Below are 24,681 nucleotides of genomic sequence, written 5' to 3'. Positions count from 1 at the left end.
GTTGGCCCGACAGAAATTTGTTGAGATATAGGAAACTAAGAACCTGCTCAAATCACACTAGATTGACCCAAATCGGACCCTACGTATTGAAGCCTTGCCCAGAGAAGGGCGAGGTGTTAGTCGAAAGTCATAGTAGTATGGCATTATTGTGGTTGAGTTTCAGTGTGGAGTGGTCGTTTCGGACCGTCGGGTTTTGGCGGTTTTTGCCCACTTTAGGAGGTAAGTGTGTTATCGGTGATTATTAGTTCTCCGTTGTCTGGACGTTTTGTCCAAAATTTGCTGTTCGTCCGACAATGCAAGCTAACACGCGACGCAACCGTTGGAGTTCAGGCATGAAGGGCTTGGGAACTGTCATCTCGCTTTTGACGCCCAGCGAACGTTCGTCTGCCCTTAAACTACTGCCACTGATTTGCCTGCGCGGTTTTGCCGAGATGCTGAGTGTCGGCCTGATCTTCCCGTTTCTCAGGATTATCGGCGATCCGGATCTGATTGACAAAAACAAGCACTTGTCCTGGGTCTATTCGGCGGGCAACTTCGAGAGTGTGAACAGTTTCGCCATCGCCATCGCCGTCGTTTTCCTTGTGGTTCTCGTCGTGAGTGCAGTGTTGAAGGTGCTGACACTGTATCTGGTCAACCGCTGGCTGGAGATGCGTAAGCACAGCCTGTCCGCGCGGTTGTTGGAAACCTATCTGCGGCAACCATACGAATTCATGCTCCAGCGTCACAGCAGCGAGCTCGTTTCGAACATGCTTGCCGAGTCCGGCCGCGTCGTCGGTGAGGTATTCCGCTCGCTTTTCAATGTCGCTCAGTCGCTGGTGTCGATTGTCTTTATGATGTCGCTTCTGTTCTATGTCGACCCCGCGATCACGTTGTTGTCGCTCTGCATTTTCGGGGTACTGTATACGATCCTGTTTGTGACGGTCCGCAAACTGACAAACCGCCTTGGGCAGGTCATGTTTGATGAAAACAGGGCACGCTATCGCGTCGCATACGAAGCGCTGCGGGGCAGCAAGCTGGCAAAACTGCTCAATCGTGAACGATCGCTCATCGACAGCTACCGTCCGCATTCCATGAAGTTCTCAAAGTACAGCGCTGCGTCAGCCACTGTCCGTCAGGTGCCGCAGTACATCATTGAGCTGTTTGCTATTGGCGGCGTCGTAGTGCTGACCCTGATCCTGATGAAACAGAACGGCGGGGTCGGCAGCACGGGCATGGCCGCAGTGCTTCCTGTCATCGGTGTCTTTGCCCTGGCCGTTTATCGCATGATGCCGGCTTTCCAGAAGGGATACACCGCTATCGTTGCCATTCGCCTGAGCACCGTCGCCGCCGTGGCAATTCGTGACGATCTGGCAGACATCTCGGATCTTCCGGAATTGCCCACGGATCTGATTGAGCCGATGCGGTTGGAAAAGTCGATCGAACTGCGGGATGTGTCCTACACTTATCCCGGATCTGCCACCCCGAGCCTGAAGAACATCAACCTGACCATCCCGGCTGGAACCTCGTTTGGAATCGTTGGCCAGACAGGCGCTGGAAAGACCACGTTGATGGATCTCATCCTTGGCCTGATCGAACCGACGGAAGGCGCGATGCTGATTGATGGCCAGAAGCTGAGCCACGATCAGGTGCGCATGTGGCGCGCCAATGTGGGGTATGTCCCACAGGAGACATTCCTTTATGACGCGGGCATCGCAGAGAACATCGCCTTTGGCGTTCCAACAGAAGAGGTCGATCTGGATCAGGTTCGCGACGCAGCGAAGATGGCGCAGATAGACACATTCATCCGGGATGAACTGCCCGAAGGCTATGACACCTTTGTTGGCGAAAGCGGTGTGCGGCTGTCCGGCGGGCAGCGGCAACGCATCTCGATCGCGCGGGCCCTTTATACCCAGCCCGAGGTTGTTGCCTTTGACGAGGCGACCAGCGCTTTGGACAACAGCACCGAAACGCAGGTGATGGATCGGATTACCGAACTCGCCGGGCGGCGTACACTGATTATGGTGACGCACCGTCTGGCAACGGTGAAAAGTTGCGACACGGTGATCACGCTCGAGGCTGGGCGCATCAGTTCGATCGGGTCTTACGAAAATCTGGTTCCGCAGGAAAAAGAAGTTGAATCGGACGGTACCCGCCAAGGCAAGTCCGATCCGGAAGAGGGTTCAAAGCAATCCGTCGCATATGAGATTTAGGTTCGGCCAATGCAGCACCCCTTGACCCTGACTCGTATCAAGAATTCGATAGAATATCGGGTGGCGTCGCGCTCATTTCAGATGTTCGAGGGCGGGAAAAGGGTGTATCACCAACTGTTCAGGGCGCACCCCAAGACCACTCTTTTCATCTTCGGATGCCAGCGAAGCGGCACAACCCACCTTGAGCGTTTGTTTCGTGCCGATCCCCGCTCGGTGGTGTTTGGCGAATTCAGCGAATTGTCGATTGATCCGGCGAAAACGGTCTGGCCCGAACTTCCCGAGCTTGGCAGGCGAATAAATGCGGCGCATGGTGATTTTGTCGCGGCACGTTCATTGCTGGCCTCTCACAAAGCTGCGGAAATCCTTGACGCGATTGAGGGCGCGCGGGCCGTCATGATGTTCCGCCAAGCGGACGAAGTTGTCGCGTCAATGATGCGAAAATGGCCGGGGGATTTTGAAGAGATTTCCCGGCGTGTCGAAACGGACGCGTCCGGTCATTGGGACCTGGAGAAGCTGTGGCAGGACATACACGCCTGTATTGATGATCTGAGCGATGCAGAACCCGGGAGCGATGCCCGCCGGCGGGATATCTATGCGCTGTACTGGGTGCGGCGAAACGAAATCTATTTCGACCTGGGCTTCGACCGGGATGATCGGATAAGGCTGCTGGATTACCGGACTTTGCTGAATGAGCCGGACGTGTGCATGGCGGCTTTGACCACGTCCATCGGTTTTGCACCGCCCCGTCTGGCGTTCCCCCTCACCACCCGCCGGATCAACCCTCCGGTCCGCAAGCCGGGGTATCTGTCCGACCGGGTCCGGTTGATGTGTGATGCGCTTTACGATCGCCTCAGCGCCGCCGAGAAAGGGGCCGGCAAATGACCCTGGCCGTTGCGACACACAATCCCAATGCGGTGGCCGAGACATATGTTCGACAGCACATGCGTCTGGTGCGTCCGGGGGAGACGGTTGGAATAGGCATGGCCTGTGATACCGCCCCGGATCTCGGTCTGCCGTTTCATTGCGTGCGCGGGAACGAGCATTCGAGGCGCAATCCTTTCGGGTCGATGGCAAAATTTCTGAGAACAGGGTATCGCGCCGCCCTGTCCCGGCAGGAGGAGGCCGATCTTGGGAAATTCCTGAATGGCCACGGCGTCACTGCCATTCTTGCTGAATTCGGCACGACGGGCTGTGCCCTTCGTGAATTCTGCCTACGGTCGGGCATTCCGTTGTTCGTCAATTTTCACGGCTACGATGCGACGGTCCTTGGTCAGCGCCTGGACATGCGATACGCTTATCGTTTGCTGGCGCGGGACTCCCGGGGATTTCTGTGCGGATCACAGCATTTCGCAAGAATCCTTAAAGGCATGGGAATACCTGCGGACAAGATAGAAATCGTTCCTTGCGGTATCGAGATTGATGAGTTTGCCGCGGACGATCGCAAAGACCCTAATCTGGTGATCGCCGTCGGGCGGCTGACACGCAAAAAGCGACCCGATCTGGCGATCCGCGCGTTTGAACTGGCCCGGCGGGATCATCCGTCGCTGCGGTTCGAGATTATTGGCGATGGCCCTGAGAGAGCGGCATGTCTTCCCCTGATCCGGGAATTGGGCATCGAGGATGCTGTGACCCTGAAAGGGGCGTGCGCGCATACCGAGGTCCGAGAGCGGATGGCTGTCGCTTCGATCTTCATTCAGCACTCGGTTACAGCCGAGAACGGAGATCAGGAAAGTCAGGGCATTTCGCTGCTCGAGGCCATGGCGTCCGGGACGGCTGTAGCTGTTACTGATCACAACGGATTTTCTGAAACTGTAAACCAGGGGGAAACGGGCTACCTGTCGCCAGAGCAGGACGTCGAAGCGATGGCCGCCAACATATCGCGTCTGGCCCAGGACGCGGGCATGGCGCGGCAAATGGGCCGGGCAGGACGTGTCCGTGTTGAGGAGCATTTCGATGCACGCAAGCTGGCGCGCAAGCTCAACCGCGTGATCTTTGGCGGCGAAAGCCAGATCACGCAACCAGCTGCCCGGCAGATGGAGGTCGACCTATGATCCGGGTTGCCTTTGGTTCCGTGCCAAAAGACGGCGGGACGTTTACGTTTTATCGCAATATGCGACCTGAGTTTTTGCGCCATGGTGTGGACATGCGCTGTGTTTCAGTGGGTCTTGATCAGGCTGAGATCACCGAGGCCGCATTTGTCGATCAGGGATGCGTAGAGTTGGCCGCGGATACGCGCGATCTACGGACGCAAGCGCGCGTTTTTGCTGAATGGTGCGAAGATCAGGAGATCGATATCGTGATCGGGGTGAATTCCCCGGCCATTCTCAGTTCGCTGCCGCACCTGCCTGAAAAGGTCAGGGTAGTTGCACGTTGTGCAAATGGTTTTGTGGAAGGGTACAGACTGTCGCTGATCGGGCGGGACAGGGTCGCTCGGTTTGTCGCCCTGGTGCCTCGTTTGCAGGGCGATCTCATCAATGACTACGGCGTCGATTCCGACAAGATTGTCCTGATCCCCAATGGGGCGGTGACCGATCGTTTCGCGGATGCAGCGGGGCGTATCAACAGCGCTGTCGAGCCTTTGTCCCTTGGCTTTCTAGGGCGGTTGGAACACGGGCAAAAGGGCGTGATGTACATACCGTCGGTTTTGGATCGCCTCGATGCGGCGGGTGTTTCCTACCATCTCAGAATTGCGGGCAAAGGAAAACACGAGGAGGACCTGAGGGCAGCCCTTGCCACAAGGGTTGAGGACGGGCGTGTCCGATTTGTCGGCACGCTGTCCCCGGAAGAGATTCCTGAATTTCTGGCCCATACCCACCTGTTCCTGTTCACGTCACATTTTGAAGGCTGCCCGAACGCGCTGCTGGAAGCCATGGCGGCAGGCGCCGTCCCGGTCAGTTGGCGGCTGCACGGGATCACCGACTTCCTGCTCGAAGATGGGCGTACCGGCCTGCTCTGTGACACTGGTGATACCGGGGCGTTTGCGACGGCAATTGCGTCACTCGCCGGTGATCGTGCCCGTTTGAAAGATATGAGCCTGGCTGTGGCCGAAGCCGCGCGGCAGAAATACTCGACCAAAGCATGTGCAGCTTCCTACAAGAAGCTGTTCGATGATGTCATTGCCGAGCCGCCCCCAACCTGGTCTCCGGTGCCCTGGTCAAAATTCGAACCGGACCCGGTGTTTCGACAGCGCCTGATGTCCCGGCTGCTGCCGAAACGTCACCGCAAGATCATCCGGGATATTGCCACACGGCTGGAGGGAAAAAAGGCGGCACCCACGGCACCGGCAATTGCCAACGTCAACCCGCCGACTACCAAGCAGGAAGGCCTGCGGGTGCATCAGATCATCAACAGTGTGGACCTCAGCCGGGGCGGAGCCGAACGTGTCGCTCGTCAGATTCACGCTGGACTTCGGAAATCGGGTTTCGATGCTAAACTGGTCGCGCTTGAAGACTGCGATATGGGTGATCTGGAAGGCGCGTGTTCGCTGGGACTGTCGAGCCCTTATGATCCCCGTGCCCTGTTACGCCTGAAAGCCTATGCGCGCGGCATCGCAGCCAACGATATTGTGCATGTGCACCTGTTTCCATCCAGCGCCCATGTTGCTGCGCTTGCGCGCACGGGCCATTTACCGGGTCGGCTGGTGTTCACCGAGCACAGCACGTCAAATCGCCGACGGGGCCATGCCCTTGGCGGCCTGATCGACGAAAAGGTCTATCGCTGTTACGAGAAGATCATTGCGATCAGTGACGGTGTCAAAGCAGAATTGCTTCGAACGCATCCATGGCTGGCGAACAGAACCACCGTGATTGAAAACGGGTGCCCTTTATTCTTTGACCATTTGCCGGATAGAACCGAGTTAGACGGGCCGTTTCACATCGTATCCGTGGGACGGCTGACGCCCGCTAAGAATTATGATACGGCGGTGCATGCCCTGGCGCAGCTGCCAGCGGGCGTTGTGCGATACTCCATAGCGGGCGAGGGTGCCGAACGTGCCACTCTGGAACGCCTGACAAGCGAACTTGGGCTTAAGGATCGCGTGAACCTGCTCGGCTATGTGGAAAACGTGTCCGAATTGTTGAAAACCGCGGATGCCTTCCTGATTCCATCGAACTGGGAGGGTTTCGGCCTTGCTGCGGTAGAGGCGATGAACGCCGGCCTGCCGGTTATCGCTGCGGATGTGCCAGGATTGCGCGAGGTTGTGGGGCGCGACGGTCACGCCGCACGGCTTGTAGACCCCTCAGATGTGGCAGGGATTGCATCGGCAGTGAGGTTTCTGGCTGAAAACCCCGATGAGCGCCGCAGAATGGGCGCGGCGGGTTTCGAAATGGCAAAAAAGTACGATATGGTCCGTTTCCTTGAAGCGCACAAATCGTTCTATGAAAAACTGGGGGTGAGACCTGCCGATGTGGCTTAAGGGACATACACCGGGTATCAAGCTTTTTGCCACGTTTGTGTTCGTGCTTGTTGCGGTGCCGAAGGCAAACCTGAAGATTGGCCCCTTGCCCATCTATCTGGTCGATGTCCTTCTATTGTGCCTGCTGTTTTCGGCACAGAAGCTGCCCCCGGTTCCGAAACGCTGCCGGATGTTTGCGGGTACCGTTGTCGCCATTCTGGTTTTTGCACTTGTCAGTGAAATTTCCGGAATGATCCGCTTTGGCACATTACAGGAATCCGTCTATGTGATGTTCCGCTCGGTTTTGGCGTGTAGCGTGTTCTTTCTGGCCCCAAAATACATCCGAACCCGCCAGGATTTCGAGTTTGTACTGAAGGCGCTGGTCGTCGGGCTGATCGTGACGGCTTCGTTGATGATCCTCACGTCGCTTCCGGGAACCCGGGGTACGGTCAGTCAGTTGATTTTCTCGCGCAAGTTTCTGGAGCCTGCCGCCGGGCAGCTCAATTCGATGCTACTGGATACGCCCGAGCGTGGAATCCGGGGTCGAACGCTGGTCGGGGTATCCATACTGGGTGCGACATTCATAAATATTTGCTGGCCTTTCGCAGCCTTGCTGATGCGTTGGCCGTGGGTGGCGGGCGGTTGGCGAAAACTCGCCTTGCTGGCCTGCATGCTGGCCCCGATGGGTGTCCTTATGAGCTATTCCCGCGGTCCGATTCTGGCCACCATCCTGATTGCCGTCCTTGCCCTTGTTCTGGGTTTGCGGCAGGTGAAGCGCGGGATGATCTTACCCATGATCGTAGGGGCAGGGATCATATTCTTCATAGGCGTCGGATCACAGTTGTTCTACTTCGAACGTCTGGAACGAAGTTTCGCCGCCTCGCTCGAGTCTCCCTACGAGAACAAGCGCGAAAGTGAACGATCGCTGGCCTATTCCGAACCCTTTGGCCACGTCGCAAAAAAACCGAGCTTTCTTTTTGTCGGTGAAGGCACGACTGTCCGTTACACATCTGCCGGGGCCAGATCCGAACAGGCCAGCCAGGCCACGCATGCCGTCTTTGCGATCGCTTATTACTCCTACGGTATGATCGCCGCGTTTCTTTATGTTTTCCTTATTGCCCGGGCGCTTTTCTTTACCGCCAACCTTGCGCTGCAACGGCGCACGACAATGGAACAGCTGATTGCGCAACCTCTGTTCCTGGCCATGGTTGCAATCATTCCCTGGGCCATGCTCGGGCATGCCGCCGTTTCCACTCCGCGAGGCTCAATGCTTTTGTTTTTGGTAATTGGCCTTGTCTCAGCAATCCCACATTTCACCGTTCCGGCTCGCCGGCACCCCAGCACAAGACAAGCCTATGCGTACAGTCGTAATCTTGCTTTCGGATAAGCGCTCTGGATCCACCATGTTCCAGGACGAGATTTGCCGCCATCCGGCTGTAGATACCGTCGCGTATTCGCCTCACAGGTATCTTGAAACGCACTGGTGGTTGATGGCGGCAGTTTTGCTGGATGAGCCGGGGCCGTTGTTCGCAACTCAAAAGCGGTACAATGGCTATGGAAGCAAAGGTAACGCCCGCGACCTGATGATAGATTTGCTCGCAAAATGCGTTCCGAACTTTGATCCTCCGACGGATGACCGTGCGCTTGTTTTCGATGGGTGGGAAGCCCTTGTCAGGGTCAATCCGGAACCTGTTTTCTTTGAAAAGTCACCTCAAATTCTTGCGCAATGGGCGGCGCTGAGCCTGATGTTGGAATGGATCGGGCGGACCGATCTGACCGTGAAGGTTATCGGGCTTGTACGAAACCCGCATGGGGTGATGTATTCGGCGGCCAAGTTGTTCGGAACGGATCCGCAGACACGGCAACTGGCCTGGCTCAATGGTTGCCGCAACCTTTTGGCGATTGAAGGAATGTTGCCAAAAGACAGCTATATGCGCGTTCGCTACGAGGATCTGGTGGCGTCCCCGGTCGATGGGTTCGCCGAGATCGCACGATTTATCGAGGTAGCGCCGGACGAAACCATGGGCGAAGGAACCCGCTCGGGTTCTGGTGAGAAATGGAAGAATGACCCGGGTTACGTGCTGAACCTGCATCCGACGGTCCGCCAGATGGCGCAGTCGATGGACTATGCGGATGCCGATCTTGACAACGCACACGGCAAGGAAAATCCATCCGGGTCGGCATTCTCGGACACGTCGCGGCGGCATCGGTTTCGCATTTGGCTGAACCGGCGCAGGGACCGCTTGTTTCGGTCAATCTATTTTCGCCTCCGCGCAATTTTACAGAAGGATCCGTAACCATGACCACACCGCCAACGGAAAATCGGCCAACGCTGTCAGCTGTTGTTATTAGCCGGAATGAACAGCAGAACCTGCCTCACCTTCTGGACAATCTCGCTGATTGGGTCGATGAAATCGTAATCGTCGACGACAAATCCACCGATGATACACCCGGAATTGCGATGGAAGCAGGAGACGGGGTCAGGTTTGTCTCTCATGCCATGGTTGAGGCGGAGGGATATGCAGGGCAACGCAATGTGGGCATCGATAACGCCAGCGGTGACTGGTTGATTCACCTTGACTGCGACGAACGCATCCCGCGTGATCTGGCACAGGAAATCCTCGATCATATCCGCAGTACCAACTACGACGCTTACAGATACCGCCGTCAGAACTACTTTCTCCATCGGCCTGTTAATCATGGTGGCTGGGATTCGTGGAACCGGCCACAACTCGCCCGGCGCGGGTGCCATCGTTTTGTCGGGGCGCTGCACGAAAGTTGTGAAATCGATGGTGGCGAAGCCCGAATTGGGCAGCTCGAAAAAAAGATTGCGCATCTCAATGAATGCTCATTCGCCGAGCGCCTGAAAAAAAGCGCGCGTTATGTCGCGATGAATGCGCAGGATCTTGAGAGATCGGGCAAGCCTGTCTCGGGGTTCAGTATGGTGGCAGGATCGCTTGTCGAGTTTATTAAGCGTTACATCCTGCAGCGCGGTTTTCTGGACGGGGTTCCTGGCATGGTTGCCGCTATACACTCGGCAACTTCGGTATTCAGGACTCGTGCGCTGGTTTGGGATAGACAGAACGCGATTGATCGCGACAGCCTCGAAAAGCAGGTATTCTGGAAAGGTTAGGCAATTGCAAACCTCCGAAAAGACCAAGGTCCCGACCGTCTCGGTTGTAATTCCTACCTACAACAGGGCGAAGCTGACCTGCGAAGCGCTGACCAGCGTTATGCAGCAGGATTTTGCGCCTGAAGAAGTGATCATAGTCGATGATGGGTCGGATGATGACACCGCCGAGCGGGTCCAACAGTGGCAGACGGACAACAATCCGGCATTCAGGGTTCAGTTCGAGCGGCAGGATCGCAGGGGTGGAAATGCAGCCAGAAACCGTGGCATCTGTCTGGCGCGGTGTCGCTACGTGGCCTTTCTCGACAGTGACGACCTCTGGCATCCGGAAAAACTGGGCAAGCAATTGAAGCTTCTCGAGTCCCGCCCGGATTATGGGGCCGCTTATACCGGTCTGCGCGAGGTCGTGGCAGAGACAGGCGAGGTTATTGCGGAACCCCGGCGAACCTACCCCGAAGGCAACCTGTTGAAAGCGCTGCTGGTCAGCGACGTGACCGCGCCGACATCAACCTATATTGTCCGCCGTGATCTGTTCGAAGAAGCGGGTTGTTTCGATGAGGACCTCAAGGCGCGACAGGATTGGGATATGTGGATTCGCATCGCGACCTATACGAAAATCGCAAGCGTGCCCGAGGCATTGGTTGATCTTCGCCAGCACTCCGGCCCGCGAACCGCGTCCGATCCCACTCGGGAACTTGTCGCATACCGCCGGATTCTTGAAAAATATGCGTCACTCAGACGAGAGCAGGGTCTGGCCGTGCGGTTGGCGGCCCTTTCCAGCTATCACCGGCGGGCAGGGCGGGTTCATCTGCACTATCTCAACCAGCGCGGCAAAGCCATGGGCCACTATTTGATGGCGCTGGTCATCTGGCCCTGGTCTGCGGATTCCTGGGCAGCCCTTATGGGATCGGTGCTGCCGTCTGCCTTGCGCCAAGTACTGCGCTCCAAATGGAACGCAATTTTCGGGAGAACCTTTCTTGCAATTCGAAGCCACTAACACCTTGGGCAAAATGTCAGCTTCGGCAATCGCTCCCAATGTCGCCTACTTTGCCAATCAGTTCGCAGACCAAAAAGGTCACGGTCTGGCGCGCTATGCGCGCGAACTATTTGATTCATTGCGCGAACTGAACGGCCCGAATGTCATTCCCGTTGCCGGTTGGAGCTCGCTCGCCCCGGACGCGCTGGAACGGCGCATGGCAGAAACAGGGTTGCGTCTGACCGGGCTGGGGCGTCGCGGTACATCGTTGATGTGGACCTTTCTGGATTGGCCAACGATCGAGGCACGCCTCAACGCACCGGTCGATGTCGTTCACGCGGTATCGCTGGGTTATCCCGTTGCCACGCGAAAACCCTATGTCGTCACAATTCACGACCTGGGTCCGCTGACCCATCCCGAATTTTTTCGCAATACGAGGCCCTGGGTCATGCAGCGCAGCCTGGACCAGGCCGTTCACAAGGCAGATGTCATCGTATGCGTGTCCGAGACGACGGCCAATGAGGTTCGCGAATATGTTGGGCCCGCAATCGAAGGCCGGCTGCGCGTGGTGCTTGAAGGTGTGTCCGAGCGGTTTTTTGAACCCGCCGACATGACCGTCGTGCAACAGCTTTCAGCCTTGCCCGACAATACGCCTTTTATCTTGTCTGCGGGCCAAATCAGCCCGCGCAAGAACATTCAGGGGCTTTTCAAGGCGTTTGCGCGGTCTATGAATGACATTCCCCATCACCTTGTTCTGGTCGGGGGTCTCGGCTGGGATAGCAAGGATCTGCAACAGGAACTGTCGGTGCCGGGGTTGAAAGAGCGTGTTCACCTAGCGGGTTTTGTTTCCGATGACGAGCTTCGGGCGCTTTATCAGGCGGCGGATTTGTACGTGCATCCTTCACTCTACGAGGGGTTTGGCCTTCCGGTATTGGAGGCGATGGCAAGCGGAACACCCGTTCTTGCATCGAACCTGAGCTCCCTGCCCGAGGTGGCGGGAAACGCGGGATGCCTGACGGACACGGCCAACCCCGAGGCTTTTGCCGCTGATCTGGTGAAAATTTGCTCGTCCGAGGCCGTTCGGGATCGCATGAAAGCGGATGGGCTTGCCCATTCAAGGCGCTACCGCTGGGCGGATTGCGCAAGGGCCATGAAGCAAATCTATTCGGATTTGGCTTCATGATCCGCTCTGGTGCCACAGGGATTCCTGATATGACCGTCGATGTTCAGTTCCTGTCCTTTCGCCCGATGCTCGGGTATGGCACGACCGAGATGCGCTGTGTACAACCGGCGCGCTTTCTGAATGCCGCAGGTCTGACGGCGCAGGCCGACTACCTTTTGGCTGCACCGACAACGCAATGTCGCGTGCTGATCCTTCATCGGGTCCGATACGATTCGCTGACTGAAAAGATAGTGTCCCTGGCACGCAGCCGTGGAGCGGTGGTTGTCTTTGATATTGACGATTTTGTAACCGAAAATCCGGGTGACGAAGTATTTTCCCGTTCAATCGAGCGAACCATGCGCCTTGCGGATGTGGTCACGGTATCCACCAGCTTTTTGCGTGATCGGGTGGCGAGTTTTCATCAGGACTGCAGAATTTTACGCAACAAGCTTTCTCAGGATGTGCTCAGACTCGGGGCTGACGCCGCGTCCAATGTGACCCAATCGGATCGCTACACCACGATTGGGTATTTCAGCGGCTCGGCGCATCACGACGCGGATTTCGCGATGATTGCTCCTCAGCTTCTCAGGCTGATGCACGCCAACCCGGACGTGCGGCTTGTCGTCGGCGGCAAATTGCAAGTTGACCCGGGCTTTCATACGCTGGGTGATCGGTTTCGTATTGAGCCGTTTCGTCCTTATGCGGAATTTATCGGCCTTTTGGGCGGGATCGACATCAATCTTGCACCGCTTAATACAACTTCGGATTTCGCCAATGCCCGCAGTGAATTGAAATTCATCGAAGCGTCGGCCTTTGGTGTCCCGACAGTTGCCTCGCCATCGCCAGCATTCTCAGAGGCAATAACGGACACCAAAACGGGATTTCTCTGCAACCGGGATGATTGGTTCGACCTGTTGTCCCGGCTGGTCAGCGACACGGCGTTGAGATACTCGGTGGGCGAAGCCAGCCGGATGGAAGTAACCGAAAGATACGGTCCCGAAGCTGGCAAGCATGAATGGATGGATCTGTTTGCCTCTCTGACGTCTGATCGTCGTCCCGAAAATCAGGCCTGGCATTCAAACTTCTATCTGTGGGCCGACGTTGCCGGGCGCGCAAAACTTCGGACTATTCGGCAACGTCTAAAGTCGATTTATGGAAATTAAGTGATAATTCAGGGCACGTTGGAATGAGAATCTTAATCTCGGCGAATACATCGTTCAATCTGGTCAATTTTCGGATGGGCCTGATCCGGAAGCTGATCGAAGACGGGCATGAGGTCATCTTGCTGGCCCCTTTCGATGAATATTCTTCGGAATTGAAGGCAACCGGGTGTCAATTGCTTGATTTTAGGATGGACCGGCGCGGAACCTCGCCTCCGCGGGAACTGGCCACCCTTGTTTCTGCCTATTGCCATCTAAAGCGGGCCCGCCCGGACGTCGTTCTCAGCTATACGATCAAGAACAATGTCTACCTTGGGCTTGCTGCCCGCGCGCTTGGACTCCCGCTTATCCCGAATATAACCGGACTCGGTTCTGTGTTTTCCAATAATTCCGTTCTGAGCAGGATAATCCGGAAACTCTACAAGGTTGCCTTTCGAACGTCGCCGGTGGTTTTCTTTCAGAACATGGAAGACCGTGAACAGTTTCTTGCAGCCAAAGTGGTCTCCGGCGAACGCACTGCGGTGTTGCCGGGGTCCGGTGTTGATCTTACGCGCTTTGAATACCAGCCTGTTTCGGGGTTGGCGGATGCGCCGGTCTTCCTGATGGCGGCCCGCTTGCTTTGGGACAAGGGGATCGGAGAGTATGTCCAAGCCGCCCGTATCGTGGGAAAGGTAACTCCGAACGCTGTGTTCCGCATTATCGGGGGAACAGAGGCCCCGAATGCAGCCGTGGTTCCTGAGGAAAAGGTTCAGCAATGGGTTGATGAAGGGGTAATCGACTACTTGGGCCCGGTTCGGGACGTCATCCCCTATTTCCATGCCGCCGATTGCATTGTTCTTCCCAGCTACTATCGCGAGGGAACTCCACGGACATTGTTGGAAGGCGCAGCATGTGGGCGGCCGCTCATTACAACAGACACACCCGGATGCAGGAACGTTGTGGTGGATGGGGAAAGCGGCTTTCTGGTTCATCCCAGGGACGCCGAGGATCTGTCAAATGCCATGCTGGCTATTGCGCGAACGACACCGGAAGGTCGCAGAAAAATGGGTGCAGTCGGGCGTGCCTTGGTCGAGGCGAAATACGATGAGAAATTTGTGATACAGGCCTATCAGGATGTGCTGAAACGTCTGGCTTTGCGTGGGCATGGCCGGTAACGGGGCAAGTCTTCGGTTACGTCTGCGGCCTGAAGAAGCGGGTGGAATGCTGGCGGCTTGAAGCCGCCAGCACTTTTTTCTTAGATCAAGAAAACGTCATCAATTTGCTCTGGTGTCAGGTCTGAATCAAAGACGTAAACATCCGAGATCGTTCCGTCGAACACATCCCTGAACCCTGCTTGCCCGGCCTTGCTGGCCCAGCCGTTGGCACCAATCTGAAGGAACTCGTCGCTGCTGCTCCAGTCCATGTCCAGATTGCCTTCGGCGACAAGTTTGTCGTTGAGCCAAACACTGACTTTTCCATCGCCAAAGCTTGCCGTGACCTCATAGTCCTTGTTGGCCTGGATGTTATCGATCACAAAGTTCTGTTCATCACCGTCCTGCTGGAAACGGATTTTGAGCTTTCCGTTTTCGATGTAGCTGGTGAAGTGTCCGTTTTCCGCATCCATTCCGGACGCGTCCCTCGAGACAAGACCCTTGCGGCCACTGACCGTATCGGCGTTGAACGCGAACGAAATCGTTGCGCTGTCCGTTTGCAGATCGTCAGAGGGCTGCACTTCTACAACGGAAGAATTCTTGCCGTTAAATTCGGTGTCGCCAGACAGTCCAAACAGAATCTTTCCCAACTCACCGAGATCGACCTCCGGCTCGGGTGTCGGCTCAGGGGTCACCTCGGGTGCGGGCGCGGGTTCCGGTTCAAGGGTTTCAGGGGAATCGCCCGGCGCACCGGGAACGGTCCCAAAGCCCTCAGTCACGGTCACATTCGAGATCGTGCCGTCAAAGACATTGCTGAACCCGGCCTTTCCGGAATCGCTGGCCCAACCGTTGGCCCCAACTTGCAGGTACTCGTTGTTCCCTGCCCAGCTCATGTCCGACGCGGCCTCTCCGACAAGATTGCCGTTAACCCAAAGTGCGACTTTTCCGTCGCCGAAAGAGGCTTTTACGTCATAGTCCTGATTTGCGGATATATTGTTGACGACAAAGGTCTTGTCACCTGAATCCGACTGGAACCGGACCTTTAGTTTGGCACCATCCAGATAGGCGGTGAAATGACCGGCACCTGTATCATAGCCGGACGCATCCTTGGATACGAGGCCCTGGCTCCCACTCACCTTGTCTGCATTGAAGGAGAACGCGATGGTTGCGCTGTCTACTTTGGTGTTCGCCGCAGGGGCAACCTGGATGACGGAGCCCTTGGACCCATCAAATTCCCGGTCGCCGTTGATTTCGAACAGAAGGCTGCCTGGTTCTGCAGGTGTCGGAGCGGGCTCTGGACTAGGCTCGGGAGCGGGCTCTGGACTAGGCTCGGGAGCGGGCTCTGGACTAGGCTCGGGAGCCGGGGTCGGATCAGGCGCTGATCCATCCCCAAGATCAAGCTGGTTGCTGGCACCTGCTTCAAAGCCCCACAGCTCATCCGCAGATTTGTTCTGCATCGGTGCTGTGGTGTAGTCACCTCCGATATCCTGATTGTCACCGGACAGACGATGCCAGCCACTTGGCGCATTGATGTTCATGATGCGCGCGTCGGTGCCAACATTCTGGAAAGTCAAATTCGACCAGTTGATGTCATATCCGTCCTTAACAAGGAATGCGTAACCGATGTCCTCGAATGTCATGCCGGTCACGGTAATTCCGTTCGGGATATACTTGTCGGCATTCCCGGCGTTTACTTGGCCGGTATAGTCCTTGTGGGACGTCACGAATGCGCTGGTTGTACCGCCGACATAGCCACCTTCGATCCGGATGTTGCTGTTGATATTCGTGCGGCTTAGATCGCTGGTCTCGTAGATGAACGTCTTGATGTCCATCGCATGAGTATTGCCGTAGAATACCGAGTCCTTGACCAAGCCATCCTTGAAGCCGCCAGTGGTATCGATACCGTCGCGCGTGTTCTCTTCGAACAGGCTTTCTATTACCTTCGGACGGAGAATGTTGCCCGAGATTGTCTTGATGCCGTCGCCAACCGAGTTTTCGAAATGGCTGCGGTAGAACAGGGCGTCCGCCACATCGCCACCAAGCGAAACCTGCGAGCGCGCACCGTCAAAATGCGTTTCCCGCACAACCAGATTGTCGCTGTCGTGGACATTCAGAAACTGGCCGATATTGCCAGAGAACGAACTGTTTTTGATCGTTACGTCATCGACACCCAGAATGCCGATTGCCCGCGCAGGATCAAAGTGTTCACCGCGCACGGGATTGAGGCCCTCGAAAGCTTTGGTCGGAGCACCGCTTGCGGTAATCGTGATGTTGTTCAGAGTGCCACCGTCGCCCATCAGGATCATCGGGCGATCTGTGGACGATGTGTTTTGCATGTCAAAGCCGCCGCCATTCCGGGCGGCAAGCGTGAAGGAATCCGGCAGTTGTATTTGCGCTCCGGCGTTCAGATCGTACTTGTGGTCAAGTACCAATGTATCGCCAATCTTGAACGTGCTATCGACCAGCGAAGCAAGCTGGCTCGTGACGTTCTGACCAGCCTTCCAGCCAAAGTCGGAGGAATAGTAGACAGTCATAAGTGTTCCTTTCGCTGGCGACTCCCCAAAGTCGCGTTGCGAGCGTTGAGTGGTAGTTAGGGAAACTGGTGCTCGACCTCATCCCTTGTTCTTAAGTGAGCTGCGATTTTCACAAGTGCAGCTAGGTACCGCTTACTTTCCAAAATCAGGTTAGCCATCGAATAGGGCAACTTAAAGGCAAGAGCTGCGCCCTTAGAAGGCAGGATTATGACTGTTCGAAGGTGTGTCGTGGCGCAACAGGAATTAGGGTTATGACAGCTATCGAGCAGAAAGTTGCCACTTGGACATATATAACAGGTGAAATTTCGCGGATGACGCCGAGGACGTGTTCCCGGGGTTAAGATATTTGTGGCATTTCGAAGACAGAAATGGCCGGGAAGGGCGGTATTGGCGTGGACGGGCATCCGAGAATCGAAAGAAACAGTTGTACATGCAACTTTGTCTTTTCCGACTCGGGGTGACCTATACCGGATCGCCCGAATCAGCTTGGGGGTCGCCTGGGCACGACGCTCATTCTTAGTCTTGGGTGTTCGACGGCAGGGGACGTGGAATCGCCCTTGCTCCAAAAGTTCGAGCCCCCGGTTGCAGCGAAGTCCTGATGCAAGAATAAGAGTGTTTCAACCTCAACCCCGCGGCCAATGTGATGAACCTCATGGCCGAGGCACTGCTTGCCGCTGTTCCTGTCGGGCTCTGATAGGAGAAGTGCTGCGGACCCAATCCCGCAAACAGGGTTGATTGTGCCGAAGCAGCAGCCTCGCCACCTATTGTCTCGGAAGATAATAAGTGCAACTATCCGCGCAGGATTCTAGTTCAAGGGTTTTAGGTTTGGGCGTACTCGTTACTGGTCACGACGGCTATATTGGAGCCGTGCTTGTTGGGTTTTTGAAGGAAAGAGGGCACAAAGTTACAGGTCTCGACACGTTCTTCTTTGAGGATTGCGAGCTCTCGGACGCGCCCCCACCAGACAGGATAATTCGGAAAGACATCAGAAACGTCACGGCGGCGGATTTCAGTGGAATTGACGCCGTCGTTCATCTGGCGGGCTTGTCCAATGATCCGATGGGTGACATTAACCCGGCCTGCACTTACGATATCAATGCCGATGCAACATCGATCCTTGGGCTTGCCGCCAAGGAAGCAGGGGTGTCCAGATTTGTGTTTGCATCTTCTTGCTCGATTTACGGGGCGGCGAGCCCGGAAGACGTTCTTGATGAAAGCGCTGAATTCAACCCTGTGACGCCATATGGTGAATCCAAGGTCCGAAGCGAGGCGATCCTCTCCCAGCTTGCGAGCCGTGATTTTTCTCCGGTCTATCTGCGCAATGCGACGGCTTACGGTGCATCGCCGAAACTCAGGGCGGACTTAATGGTCAATAGTTTGGTCGGCTATGCCTATCTGAATGGCGAAGTTCTGATCAAAAGCGATGGAACGCCATGGCGTCCGCTGGTCCACGTCGAGGACATCTGCCGGGCCGTCGTCGCGGCCCTCGAAGCACCGACCGAGACAGTTCATGACACACCCTTCAATATTGGCCGGTCGTCAGAAAACTATCAGGTCAAGGATGTCGCCGAGTTCGTGGCACAGATCGTGCCGGACAGTCGCATCGTCTACGAACCCGGTGGTGGGCCGGACACGCGGTGTTACCGCGTCGACTTCTCCAAGGCGGAAAACGATCTGCCTGGCTTCGAGCCCGTTTGGACGGTGCCGGCGGGGATCGAGGAGCTCTTGCGCTCGTACCGTGAAAGCGACCTGAAACTAAACGACTTCGAGGGGGACAAGTTCATCCGTCTCAAGTCTCTGAAAGGTCATCTTGCGGAGGGTGCGTTGGACGGAGAGCTTTTCTGGAGCAAGCCCCGTTCACCGGCAATTTGACAGATGAACACGGTTGCCGGGAGCGGAGGGGTTGCAGGGAAATCCCCCGTTTGCCCGTCGTGCGGCGAAGCCGAGAGAATCGACGCCCTGTTCCGTTTCGAAAACATTCCTGTCCAAAGTACGGTTTTGGTGCGGGATGCGGAAACGGCGGGTTCTTTCCCGTCCGGAAATATGGTGCTGCATTGGTGCCCGGCTTGTGGCCTTGCCTTCAACGCAGAGTTTGATCCGGACCTTGTCTCATACGGCGAGGGATATGAGGATTCGCAAGGTCATTCGCAGACCTTTGCCGCCCTTGTAGAGGGCATAGCCCAGGATTGGGTGGACCGGTATGATCTTGCCGGTCGCCATATTCTTGAGATTGGCTGCGGTGGGGGCGATTTCCTGCAACTCATCTGTTCGAAATCCGGTGGTCGAGGGACGGGTTACGATCCGGCCTTCCGACCGAGCCGGGCGGACGGGCTTGCCGACAAGATCGATATCCGTCCGGAGTATTTCGCGCCGGAGCACGGTGCGGTTGATGCTGACTTTATCGTGTGCAGGCATACGCTCGAACATATCGGCGATATCTCAAGGTTTCTCCGGATGGTGAGAAATGCCTGTTCCGGCGGGTCGGTTCGGCTTGGGTTCGAAGTACCCGATCTGCAGCGCATCCTGGAAGAAGGGGCTTTCTGGGACATTTACTATGAACACGCGTCGTATTTCACCGTAGCGTCCTTGTCCGCCGCGTTCTCTTTGGCTGGTTTCAATGTTCTGAAAGTCGAGCAGGTTTATCAGAACCAATACCTGCTGCTTGACGCCGCCCCGGCCGAGGGTACCCCGGGTCCGCCGACGCGCGACGCAGAAAGCGACGCCAAGACGGCCAAGCTGATCGCGCAATTCACCACAGAGGTCACCGGCAGGATAGCCTCGTGGAAAGATCTCTTTGAAACCTGGCAAAAAACCGGAAAGCGCATCGCCCTTTGGGGGTCCGGTTCCAAAGCCGTTGGATTTTTGACAGCCCTTGGAGTGCCACAGAACGTTGTCTGTGTCGTCGACATAAACCCAAGTCGGCGCGGGGCCTACATGCCGGGATGTACTATGCCGATTGTTAGCCCGGCCGACTTATCCGAGTTCTCACCTGATATAGTGATCGTAATGAACCCGATTTATCGAAACGAAATTGCCGCCGACCTGCTTCGCCTTGGTCTTGAACCAGAGATATGTACTGTCAACGACAGGTCTTTCGAAAAGGTTCTGACATGATCTCTGTTCCACCTTGTCCTGTGTGCACCGGTACATCCGGCGAAGTTTTCTTTGAACTTGAGAGCCAGCCTGTCCTGATCGGTGTCCTTTGGGAGGACGCCGCGTCTGCAAGGGGATGCAGGAAGGGAGATATCTCTCTCGCCTTTTGTCCTGATTGCGGATTTGTCTGGAACATCCGCTTTGATCCAAAATTGCTGGACTACGATCAGAAGTATGACAATTCCCTGCACTTCTCGCCAACCTTTCAGACCTATTCCCAAACGCTTGTCGAGCGGCTGATAGAGACCTATTCGCTGAACCGGAAAACCGTCGTCGATATCGGCTGCGGCAAGGGTGATTTTCTGAGTATGCTATGTGCGGAGGGAGAGAACCGCGGATACGGTTTTGATCCGTCATTCGACGGTGACAGACCCAACTCCCCGGGATACGACCGGATCACCTGGAGCAACGATTACTATTCCGAGAAACACGCTGAGCTTCAGGCCGACCTGCTGGCGTCGCGTTTTGTTTTCGAACATATTCCCGAGCCGAAGGCTTTCCTGGACATGATCCACCGGTCGATCTCGGACCCTTCGCGCACCACGATCTATTTTGAGGTTCCCAATCTTGATCTGATTGTTCGTCAGGGATCGACCTGGGATATCATCTACGAGCATTGCTCATATTTTTCTCCGGCCTCGCTTGCCCGTGTTTTCACCGAATGCGGGTTTGACGTTTTGCGGGTCGAGCAACCTTATGAACGCCAGTTCCTGTCCATAGAGGCCCGCGCCAGACCCACCGGTATCAGCAGCGCCCGGACTGATCTGGACCTCGTGGCGCTGCGGTCTCAGGTGCGCGATTTCGCGCTTGGCCAAAAGGATCGGCGCGACAGATGGTCTGAGCAATTGGAGTTGTGGAAAAAAGAGGGCAGGTCAGTTGCGATCTGGGGCGGCGGCGCAAAGGCTGTGGGTTTCCTGAATATGATGCAGGATCACGATTTGATTCGACAGGTCGTCGACATCAACCCGTTCAAGCAGGGCAAGTATCTGTCGGGCACAGGGCAACAAATTGTGTCTGCCGAAGACATTGTTGACGACCCGCCAGATACGATCATACTGATGAATCGCATCTACCGCAGCGAAGTTGAAATGTCGATTGCGCGATTGGGCATCGCTAGTGTACTCATTGAGGCGTGATTATTTGTTTCAGATATAGTGGTTTTCATGAGTGATCCTATTGGTTCGTTTCCTTGCCGTTTTTGCGGAACTCAGCTTGGACATACCCTTGTCGATTTGGGTATGTCGCCGCTTTGTGAGAGCTTTGTAGCGGCCGGCGATTATTCCAAGATGGAGCCGGTCTATCCGCTTCATGCATTCGTGTGCCACGAGTGTTTTCTGGCGCAGGTGGACGAGTTTGTTCCAGCCGAACATATTTTTACCGAGTACGCGTATTTCTCTTCATTCGCAGACAGTTGGGTGGAACATGCCCGGACTTACTGCCTGGATATGCAAAATCGCTTTGGGTTGAACGCTAAAAGCCAGGTTGTGGAAGTGGCCAGCAATGACGGCTATCTCCTACAGCATTTCGTGAAGATGGGCGTTCCATGCTACGGCATCGAGCCCGCCTCGAATGTTGCAAAGGTCGCCATAGAAAGGGGCGTACCGACGGAGGTCGAATTTTTCGGCACCGAAACGGCAAGGCGATTTGCTGAACAGGGGCGCGATGCCGATCTCATTCTTGGCAAGAACGTTTTGGCACAGGTGCCCGACCTGAACGATTTTGTCGCAGGATTGAAGATCATGATGCGTCCGGGTGCGGTCATGACCATTGAGTTCCCTCATCTATTGGCGACAATGGAGGGAAATCAATTCGATCAGGTCTATCATGAACACTACTGTTATTTTTCCTTGTTGGCTGCAAAGCGCATTTTCGCCCATCACGGAATAACGCTTTTCGACGTCGAAGAGGTACCCACCCACGGCGGATCGCTGCGCATCTTCGGATGCCACGTTGAAGACGATAGCAAGCCCGTAACAAATCGCCTGCGCGATTTCGAACGGCGTGAATTGGCGGCGGGTCTGGACCGGATTGAAACGTATGCCGCTTTCTCTGAACAGGTGCGCGAAACAAAGCGCGCTGCGCTTGAGTTTCTCATTAATGCCAACCGCGCGGGAAAGCAGGTGGTGGCCTATGGTGCTCCGGGAAAGGGGAACACGTTCCTGAACTATTGCGGGATCAAACCGGACATGATCGCGTATACCGTCGATCGCAATCCCTACAAACACGGAAGGTTTCTACCAGGTTCGCGAATCCCGATTTTCCCGACGGAAAAGATATCAGAGACGAAGCCTGACGTTATCGTCATTTTGCCGTGGAACTTTTCCGAGGAAATTTCGCAGCAACTTTCTTACACTGCGGATTGGGGCGCTAAAATCGTCCGTTTCGTGCCCAAGGTCGAAACGCTGAGCCTGGAAACACCCGAGTGCGTCTAGCCCTGAGCAGTTGATATGAACGGAGACGGCAAATGAAGGTGGTTTTATTCTGCGGTGGCCAGGGCACCCGGCTGAGAGATTATTCAGACCAGATTCCGAAGCCACTTGTCCCGGTCGGTGGTCGCCCGATTTTGTGGCACATCATGCGCTATTACGCCGCCTTTGGGCACACGGATTTTATCCTGTGCCTTGGCTACAAGGGCGAGACCATCAAGAAATTCTTCCTCGACTATGATGAATGTCTTACGAACGATTTCGTTCTGGAGCAGAGCGGCAAGAAGGTCGAGATGCTCGGGAACGATATCAGCGACTGGCGCATCACCTTCGTGGACACGGGTCAGAACACGAATATCGGTGGACGGCTTCTTAAGGTGCGTGAGCATCTGGAGGGCGAGGAAATGTTCCTTGCCAATTACGCGGATACGCTGACGAACATGGATTTGAACACCATGATCGAGGGTTTTTCGAAAACCGATGCCGTTGCCGGGTTCAGCTGCGTGAAGCCACCTTATTCGTTCCATCTTGTATCGTTCGGTGAAGAAGGTCTGATCTCGAGAATTTCTGATGTCAAAGACTCGGGAATGTGGATGAATGGCGGCTACTTCGTATTGCGCCCGGAGATTTTCGACAAACTCCATGAAGGCGAAGAACTTGTCATCGAAGGGTTCGAGCGTCTGGTCAAGGAGCAAAGGCTTTTTGCCCATCAACATCAGGGGTTCTGGACCTGTATGGACACATTCAAGGAAAAGCAGGCGCTTGACGACAAGGTGGCCGCCGGTGACACGCCCTGGCAGGTTTGGAGCGCCGACTAGACATGCAGGGTGTCCGGTTTAGTAATCTCAAAACCATTCTCTGCATTGGTGCGCATAGTGACGATATTGAAATCGGAGCGGGCGCAACGGTGCTGAAGCTCATTCGTGAGAATCCGGATGCCCAAGTGGTCTGGGTTGTATGTTCGGCAAGCGGAGCTCGAAGAGAGGAAGCGACCGAAAGCGCAGGCAGGTTTCTGGAAGGCGCGGGCAAACCTGACATTCGGGTCGAACAGTTTCAGGACGGCCATTTTCCGGGCCAGATCAGTGAGCTCAAGACTTTACTCGAAGATCTGAAGCCGCTGAACCCCGATCTGATACTCACGCATTATGGTCAGGATTTGCATCAGGATCATCGCGCGGTTTCTCAGGCGACGTGGAATACGTTTCGTAACAACGCTATTCTGGAATATGAAATTCCGAAATGGGATGGAGATCTCGGCGCTCCGAATTTTTTTGTACCTGCGACCGTTTCCGACACGGATCGGAAGATCGAAAATCTCATGTCATGTTTCAGGTCGCAGGTCGGCAAACATTGGTTTGACGATTTGACATTCAGGGGTTTGATGCGCCTGCGCGGGCTTGAGTGCAATGCCCCGGAACATTTGGCTGAGGGATTCTACGCCAGAAAACTGAGTATGGCATTCTAGGTTTGGAATCCCGATTTCTTGAGATTGGCGACCATCCGCTTGTCGTTCGAATCTCTTGATCCGGGCACCGAACCTGGCTCAACGTGGCCTGGTTTAATACGCAATTTGAAGGTGCCATTGAAAGGGAGTAAGTGCAGTGCAGACGAAGAGCCTTCGAAAGCGCATATCTGACTACATGAACCGCGGGGCGTTAGAAATTGCGGGATGGAACGTTTCGGAATCCGGAGCTTTGCGAAAAGGGTGCTGGGATGGGGTAGATACGCTCCAGGAAGCTCTTGAGCAGACCAATGTTCAGATTGGCCGCATTGCGGATGTGAAACCGACCGATCGCCTTCTTGACGCAGGATGTGGGCTTGATTCCACCTGCATTTATTTCTCCAGGGAATTCGGCTGCAAAGCAGTAGGAGTTACCATTGAGGAGCGCGAGTGCTCGACAGCGCGGGTCGCTGCCAAAGAAGCCGCGCTTCAAGATCAGGTGCAATTTGAAGTAATGGACTTTACGGATATGGATTTCGAAGACGAATCCTTCGATGTCATTCTCGCGATCGAAAGCGTTACCTGGCTTGATGATAAGCGCGATTTTTTGCGCGAAGCCTACCGCCTTCTCAAGCCCGGCGGGCGTCTGATAGTGGCAGATCACTTTCACATGAAAGATAATCCAGGCAGGCTGGAAAAGCGCATCCTGGATCAGTGGGGCCGGGGTTACAGCGGCTTCAAACTGACGACGATTGAACGCTTCAAGGCGGCAATGGCGGATGTCGGTTTTGGCTCGATCGGGATCGAGGACTGGACGCAGAAGATTCTGCCGTCGTCACGCATCCTTGCTCGTCACGGCTTTATCTGGGGCGTTCCCGATTTCCTTCTCGGCAAGATATTCCGCTTCAAGGGTTGTGTCGCAAACTTTTGGAACGACCAGAGCCAGCGATATTCTAGACGCAGTTATCCTGCGATCTCAGCAAACAT

General features: G+C 55.4%; 19 protein-coding genes. 18 read left to right on the top strand and 1 reads right to left on the bottom strand.

Annotated features, from left to right (window positions below):
• The first annotated feature begins 332 nt into the window (after positions 1–332).
• The 11 genes from AC2FJC_RS21805 to AC2FJC_RS21755 are packed head-to-tail and all read left to right on the top strand — an operon-like array spanning position 333 to position 14,164.
• Positions 333–2,189 (top strand): ABC transporter ATP-binding protein, encoded by a 1,857-nt coding sequence (locus AC2FJC_RS21805; RefSeq protein ID WP_496741619.1) that lies wholly within the window; start codon positions 333–335, stop codon positions 2,187–2,189.
• Between the two features lie 9 nt (positions 2,190–2,198).
• Positions 2,199–3,071 carry a sulfotransferase family protein gene (locus AC2FJC_RS21800; protein ID WP_496741618.1) on the top strand — a complete coding sequence of 291 codons (873 nt, stop codon included), beginning with the start codon at positions 2,199–2,201 and terminating at the stop codon, positions 3,069–3,071.
• On the top strand, positions 3,068–4,240 hold the full coding sequence (locus AC2FJC_RS21795) for a glycosyltransferase (protein WP_496741617.1): 1,173 nt from the start codon (positions 3,068–3,070) through the stop codon (positions 4,238–4,240). Before AC2FJC_RS21800 ends, AC2FJC_RS21795 begins: the two co-directional genes overlap by 4 nt.
• On the top strand, positions 4,237–6,603 hold the full coding sequence (locus tag AC2FJC_RS21790; RefSeq protein WP_496741616.1) for a glycosyltransferase: 2,367 nt from the start codon (positions 4,237–4,239) through the stop codon (positions 6,601–6,603). Before AC2FJC_RS21795 ends, AC2FJC_RS21790 begins: the two co-directional genes overlap by 4 nt.
• Positions 6,593–7,969, top strand: coding sequence for a hypothetical protein (locus tag AC2FJC_RS21785; RefSeq protein WP_496741614.1), 1,377 nt, complete (start codon positions 6,593–6,595; stop codon positions 7,967–7,969). Before AC2FJC_RS21790 ends, AC2FJC_RS21785 begins: the two co-directional genes overlap by 11 nt.
• Positions 7,938–8,879 carry a sulfotransferase gene (locus AC2FJC_RS21780; RefSeq protein ID WP_496741612.1) on the top strand — a complete coding sequence of 314 codons (942 nt, stop codon included), beginning with the start codon at positions 7,938–7,940 and terminating at the stop codon, positions 8,877–8,879. Before AC2FJC_RS21785 ends, AC2FJC_RS21780 begins: the two co-directional genes overlap by 32 nt.
• A gap of 2 nt (positions 8,880–8,881) precedes the next feature.
• Positions 8,882–9,715 (top strand): glycosyltransferase family 2 protein, encoded by an 834-nt coding sequence (locus AC2FJC_RS21775; RefSeq protein ID WP_496741610.1) that lies wholly within the window; start codon positions 8,882–8,884, stop codon positions 9,713–9,715.
• Positions 9,716–9,719: 4 nt separating this feature from the next.
• Positions 9,720–10,709, top strand: a complete 990-nt coding sequence (locus tag AC2FJC_RS21770) for a glycosyltransferase family 2 protein (protein WP_496741609.1) — start codon at positions 9,720–9,722, stop codon at positions 10,707–10,709.
• Positions 10,690–11,871, top strand: a complete 1,182-nt coding sequence (locus tag AC2FJC_RS21765) for a glycosyltransferase family 4 protein (protein WP_496741608.1) — start codon at positions 10,690–10,692, stop codon at positions 11,869–11,871. Before AC2FJC_RS21770 ends, AC2FJC_RS21765 begins: the two co-directional genes overlap by 20 nt.
• Positions 11,868–13,013, top strand: coding sequence for a glycosyltransferase (locus AC2FJC_RS21760; protein WP_496741606.1), 1,146 nt, complete (start codon positions 11,868–11,870; stop codon positions 13,011–13,013). Before AC2FJC_RS21765 ends, AC2FJC_RS21760 begins: the two co-directional genes overlap by 4 nt.
• A 23-nt stretch (positions 13,014–13,036) precedes the next feature.
• A complete protein-coding gene (locus AC2FJC_RS21755) occupies positions 13,037–14,164 on the top strand; it encodes a glycosyltransferase family 4 protein (RefSeq protein WP_496741605.1) in 1,128 nt (375 codons plus the stop codon).
• A gap of 80 nt (positions 14,165–14,244) precedes the next feature.
• Here the strand turns inward: AC2FJC_RS21755 and AC2FJC_RS21750 are convergent, their stop codons facing one another.
• Positions 14,245–16,674 carry a LamG-like jellyroll fold domain-containing protein gene (locus AC2FJC_RS21750; protein WP_496741604.1) on the bottom strand — a complete coding sequence of 810 codons (2,430 nt, stop codon included), beginning with the start codon at positions 16,672–16,674 and terminating at the stop codon, positions 14,245–14,247.
• 825 nt (positions 16,675–17,499) lie between these two features.
• Here AC2FJC_RS21750 and AC2FJC_RS21745 point away from each other — a divergent pair.
• From AC2FJC_RS21745 to AC2FJC_RS21715, 7 genes are all read left to right on the top strand, one after another.
• Positions 17,500–18,546, top strand: a complete 1,047-nt coding sequence (locus AC2FJC_RS21745) for an NAD-dependent epimerase/dehydratase family protein (RefSeq protein WP_496741602.1) — start codon at positions 17,500–17,502, stop codon at positions 18,544–18,546.
• 3 nt (positions 18,547–18,549) lie between these two features.
• On the top strand, positions 18,550–19,788 hold the full coding sequence (locus AC2FJC_RS21740) for a class I SAM-dependent methyltransferase (protein ID WP_496741601.1): 1,239 nt from the start codon (positions 18,550–18,552) through the stop codon (positions 19,786–19,788).
• Positions 19,785–20,963: a class I SAM-dependent methyltransferase gene (locus AC2FJC_RS21735; protein WP_496741599.1), complete on the top strand. Its 1,179-nt coding sequence runs from the start codon at positions 19,785–19,787 to the stop codon at positions 20,961–20,963. Before AC2FJC_RS21740 ends, AC2FJC_RS21735 begins: the two co-directional genes overlap by 4 nt.
• A gap of 27 nt (positions 20,964–20,990) precedes the next feature.
• Complete coding sequence (locus tag AC2FJC_RS21730) at positions 20,991–22,259, top strand: methyltransferase domain-containing protein (protein ID WP_496741598.1); 1,269 nt, start codon at positions 20,991–20,993, stop codon at positions 22,257–22,259.
• A gap of 32 nt (positions 22,260–22,291) precedes the next feature.
• Positions 22,292–23,071: a sugar phosphate nucleotidyltransferase gene (locus AC2FJC_RS21725; RefSeq protein ID WP_480623782.1), complete on the top strand. Its 780-nt coding sequence runs from the start codon at positions 22,292–22,294 to the stop codon at positions 23,069–23,071.
• Between the two features lie 2 nt (positions 23,072–23,073).
• Positions 23,074–23,718, top strand: a complete 645-nt coding sequence (locus tag AC2FJC_RS21720) for a PIG-L deacetylase family protein (RefSeq protein ID WP_480623781.1) — start codon at positions 23,074–23,076, stop codon at positions 23,716–23,718.
• A 136-nt stretch (positions 23,719–23,854) separates the two neighbouring features.
• On the top strand, positions 23,855–24,681 hold an 827-nt coding region (locus AC2FJC_RS21715), incomplete at its 3' end, for a methyltransferase domain-containing protein (protein ID WP_496741597.1).

The organism is Ruegeria sp. CDSB117 (genome assembly GCF_059611005.1).
This window is presented reverse-complemented; position numbering and strand designations above follow the sequence as displayed.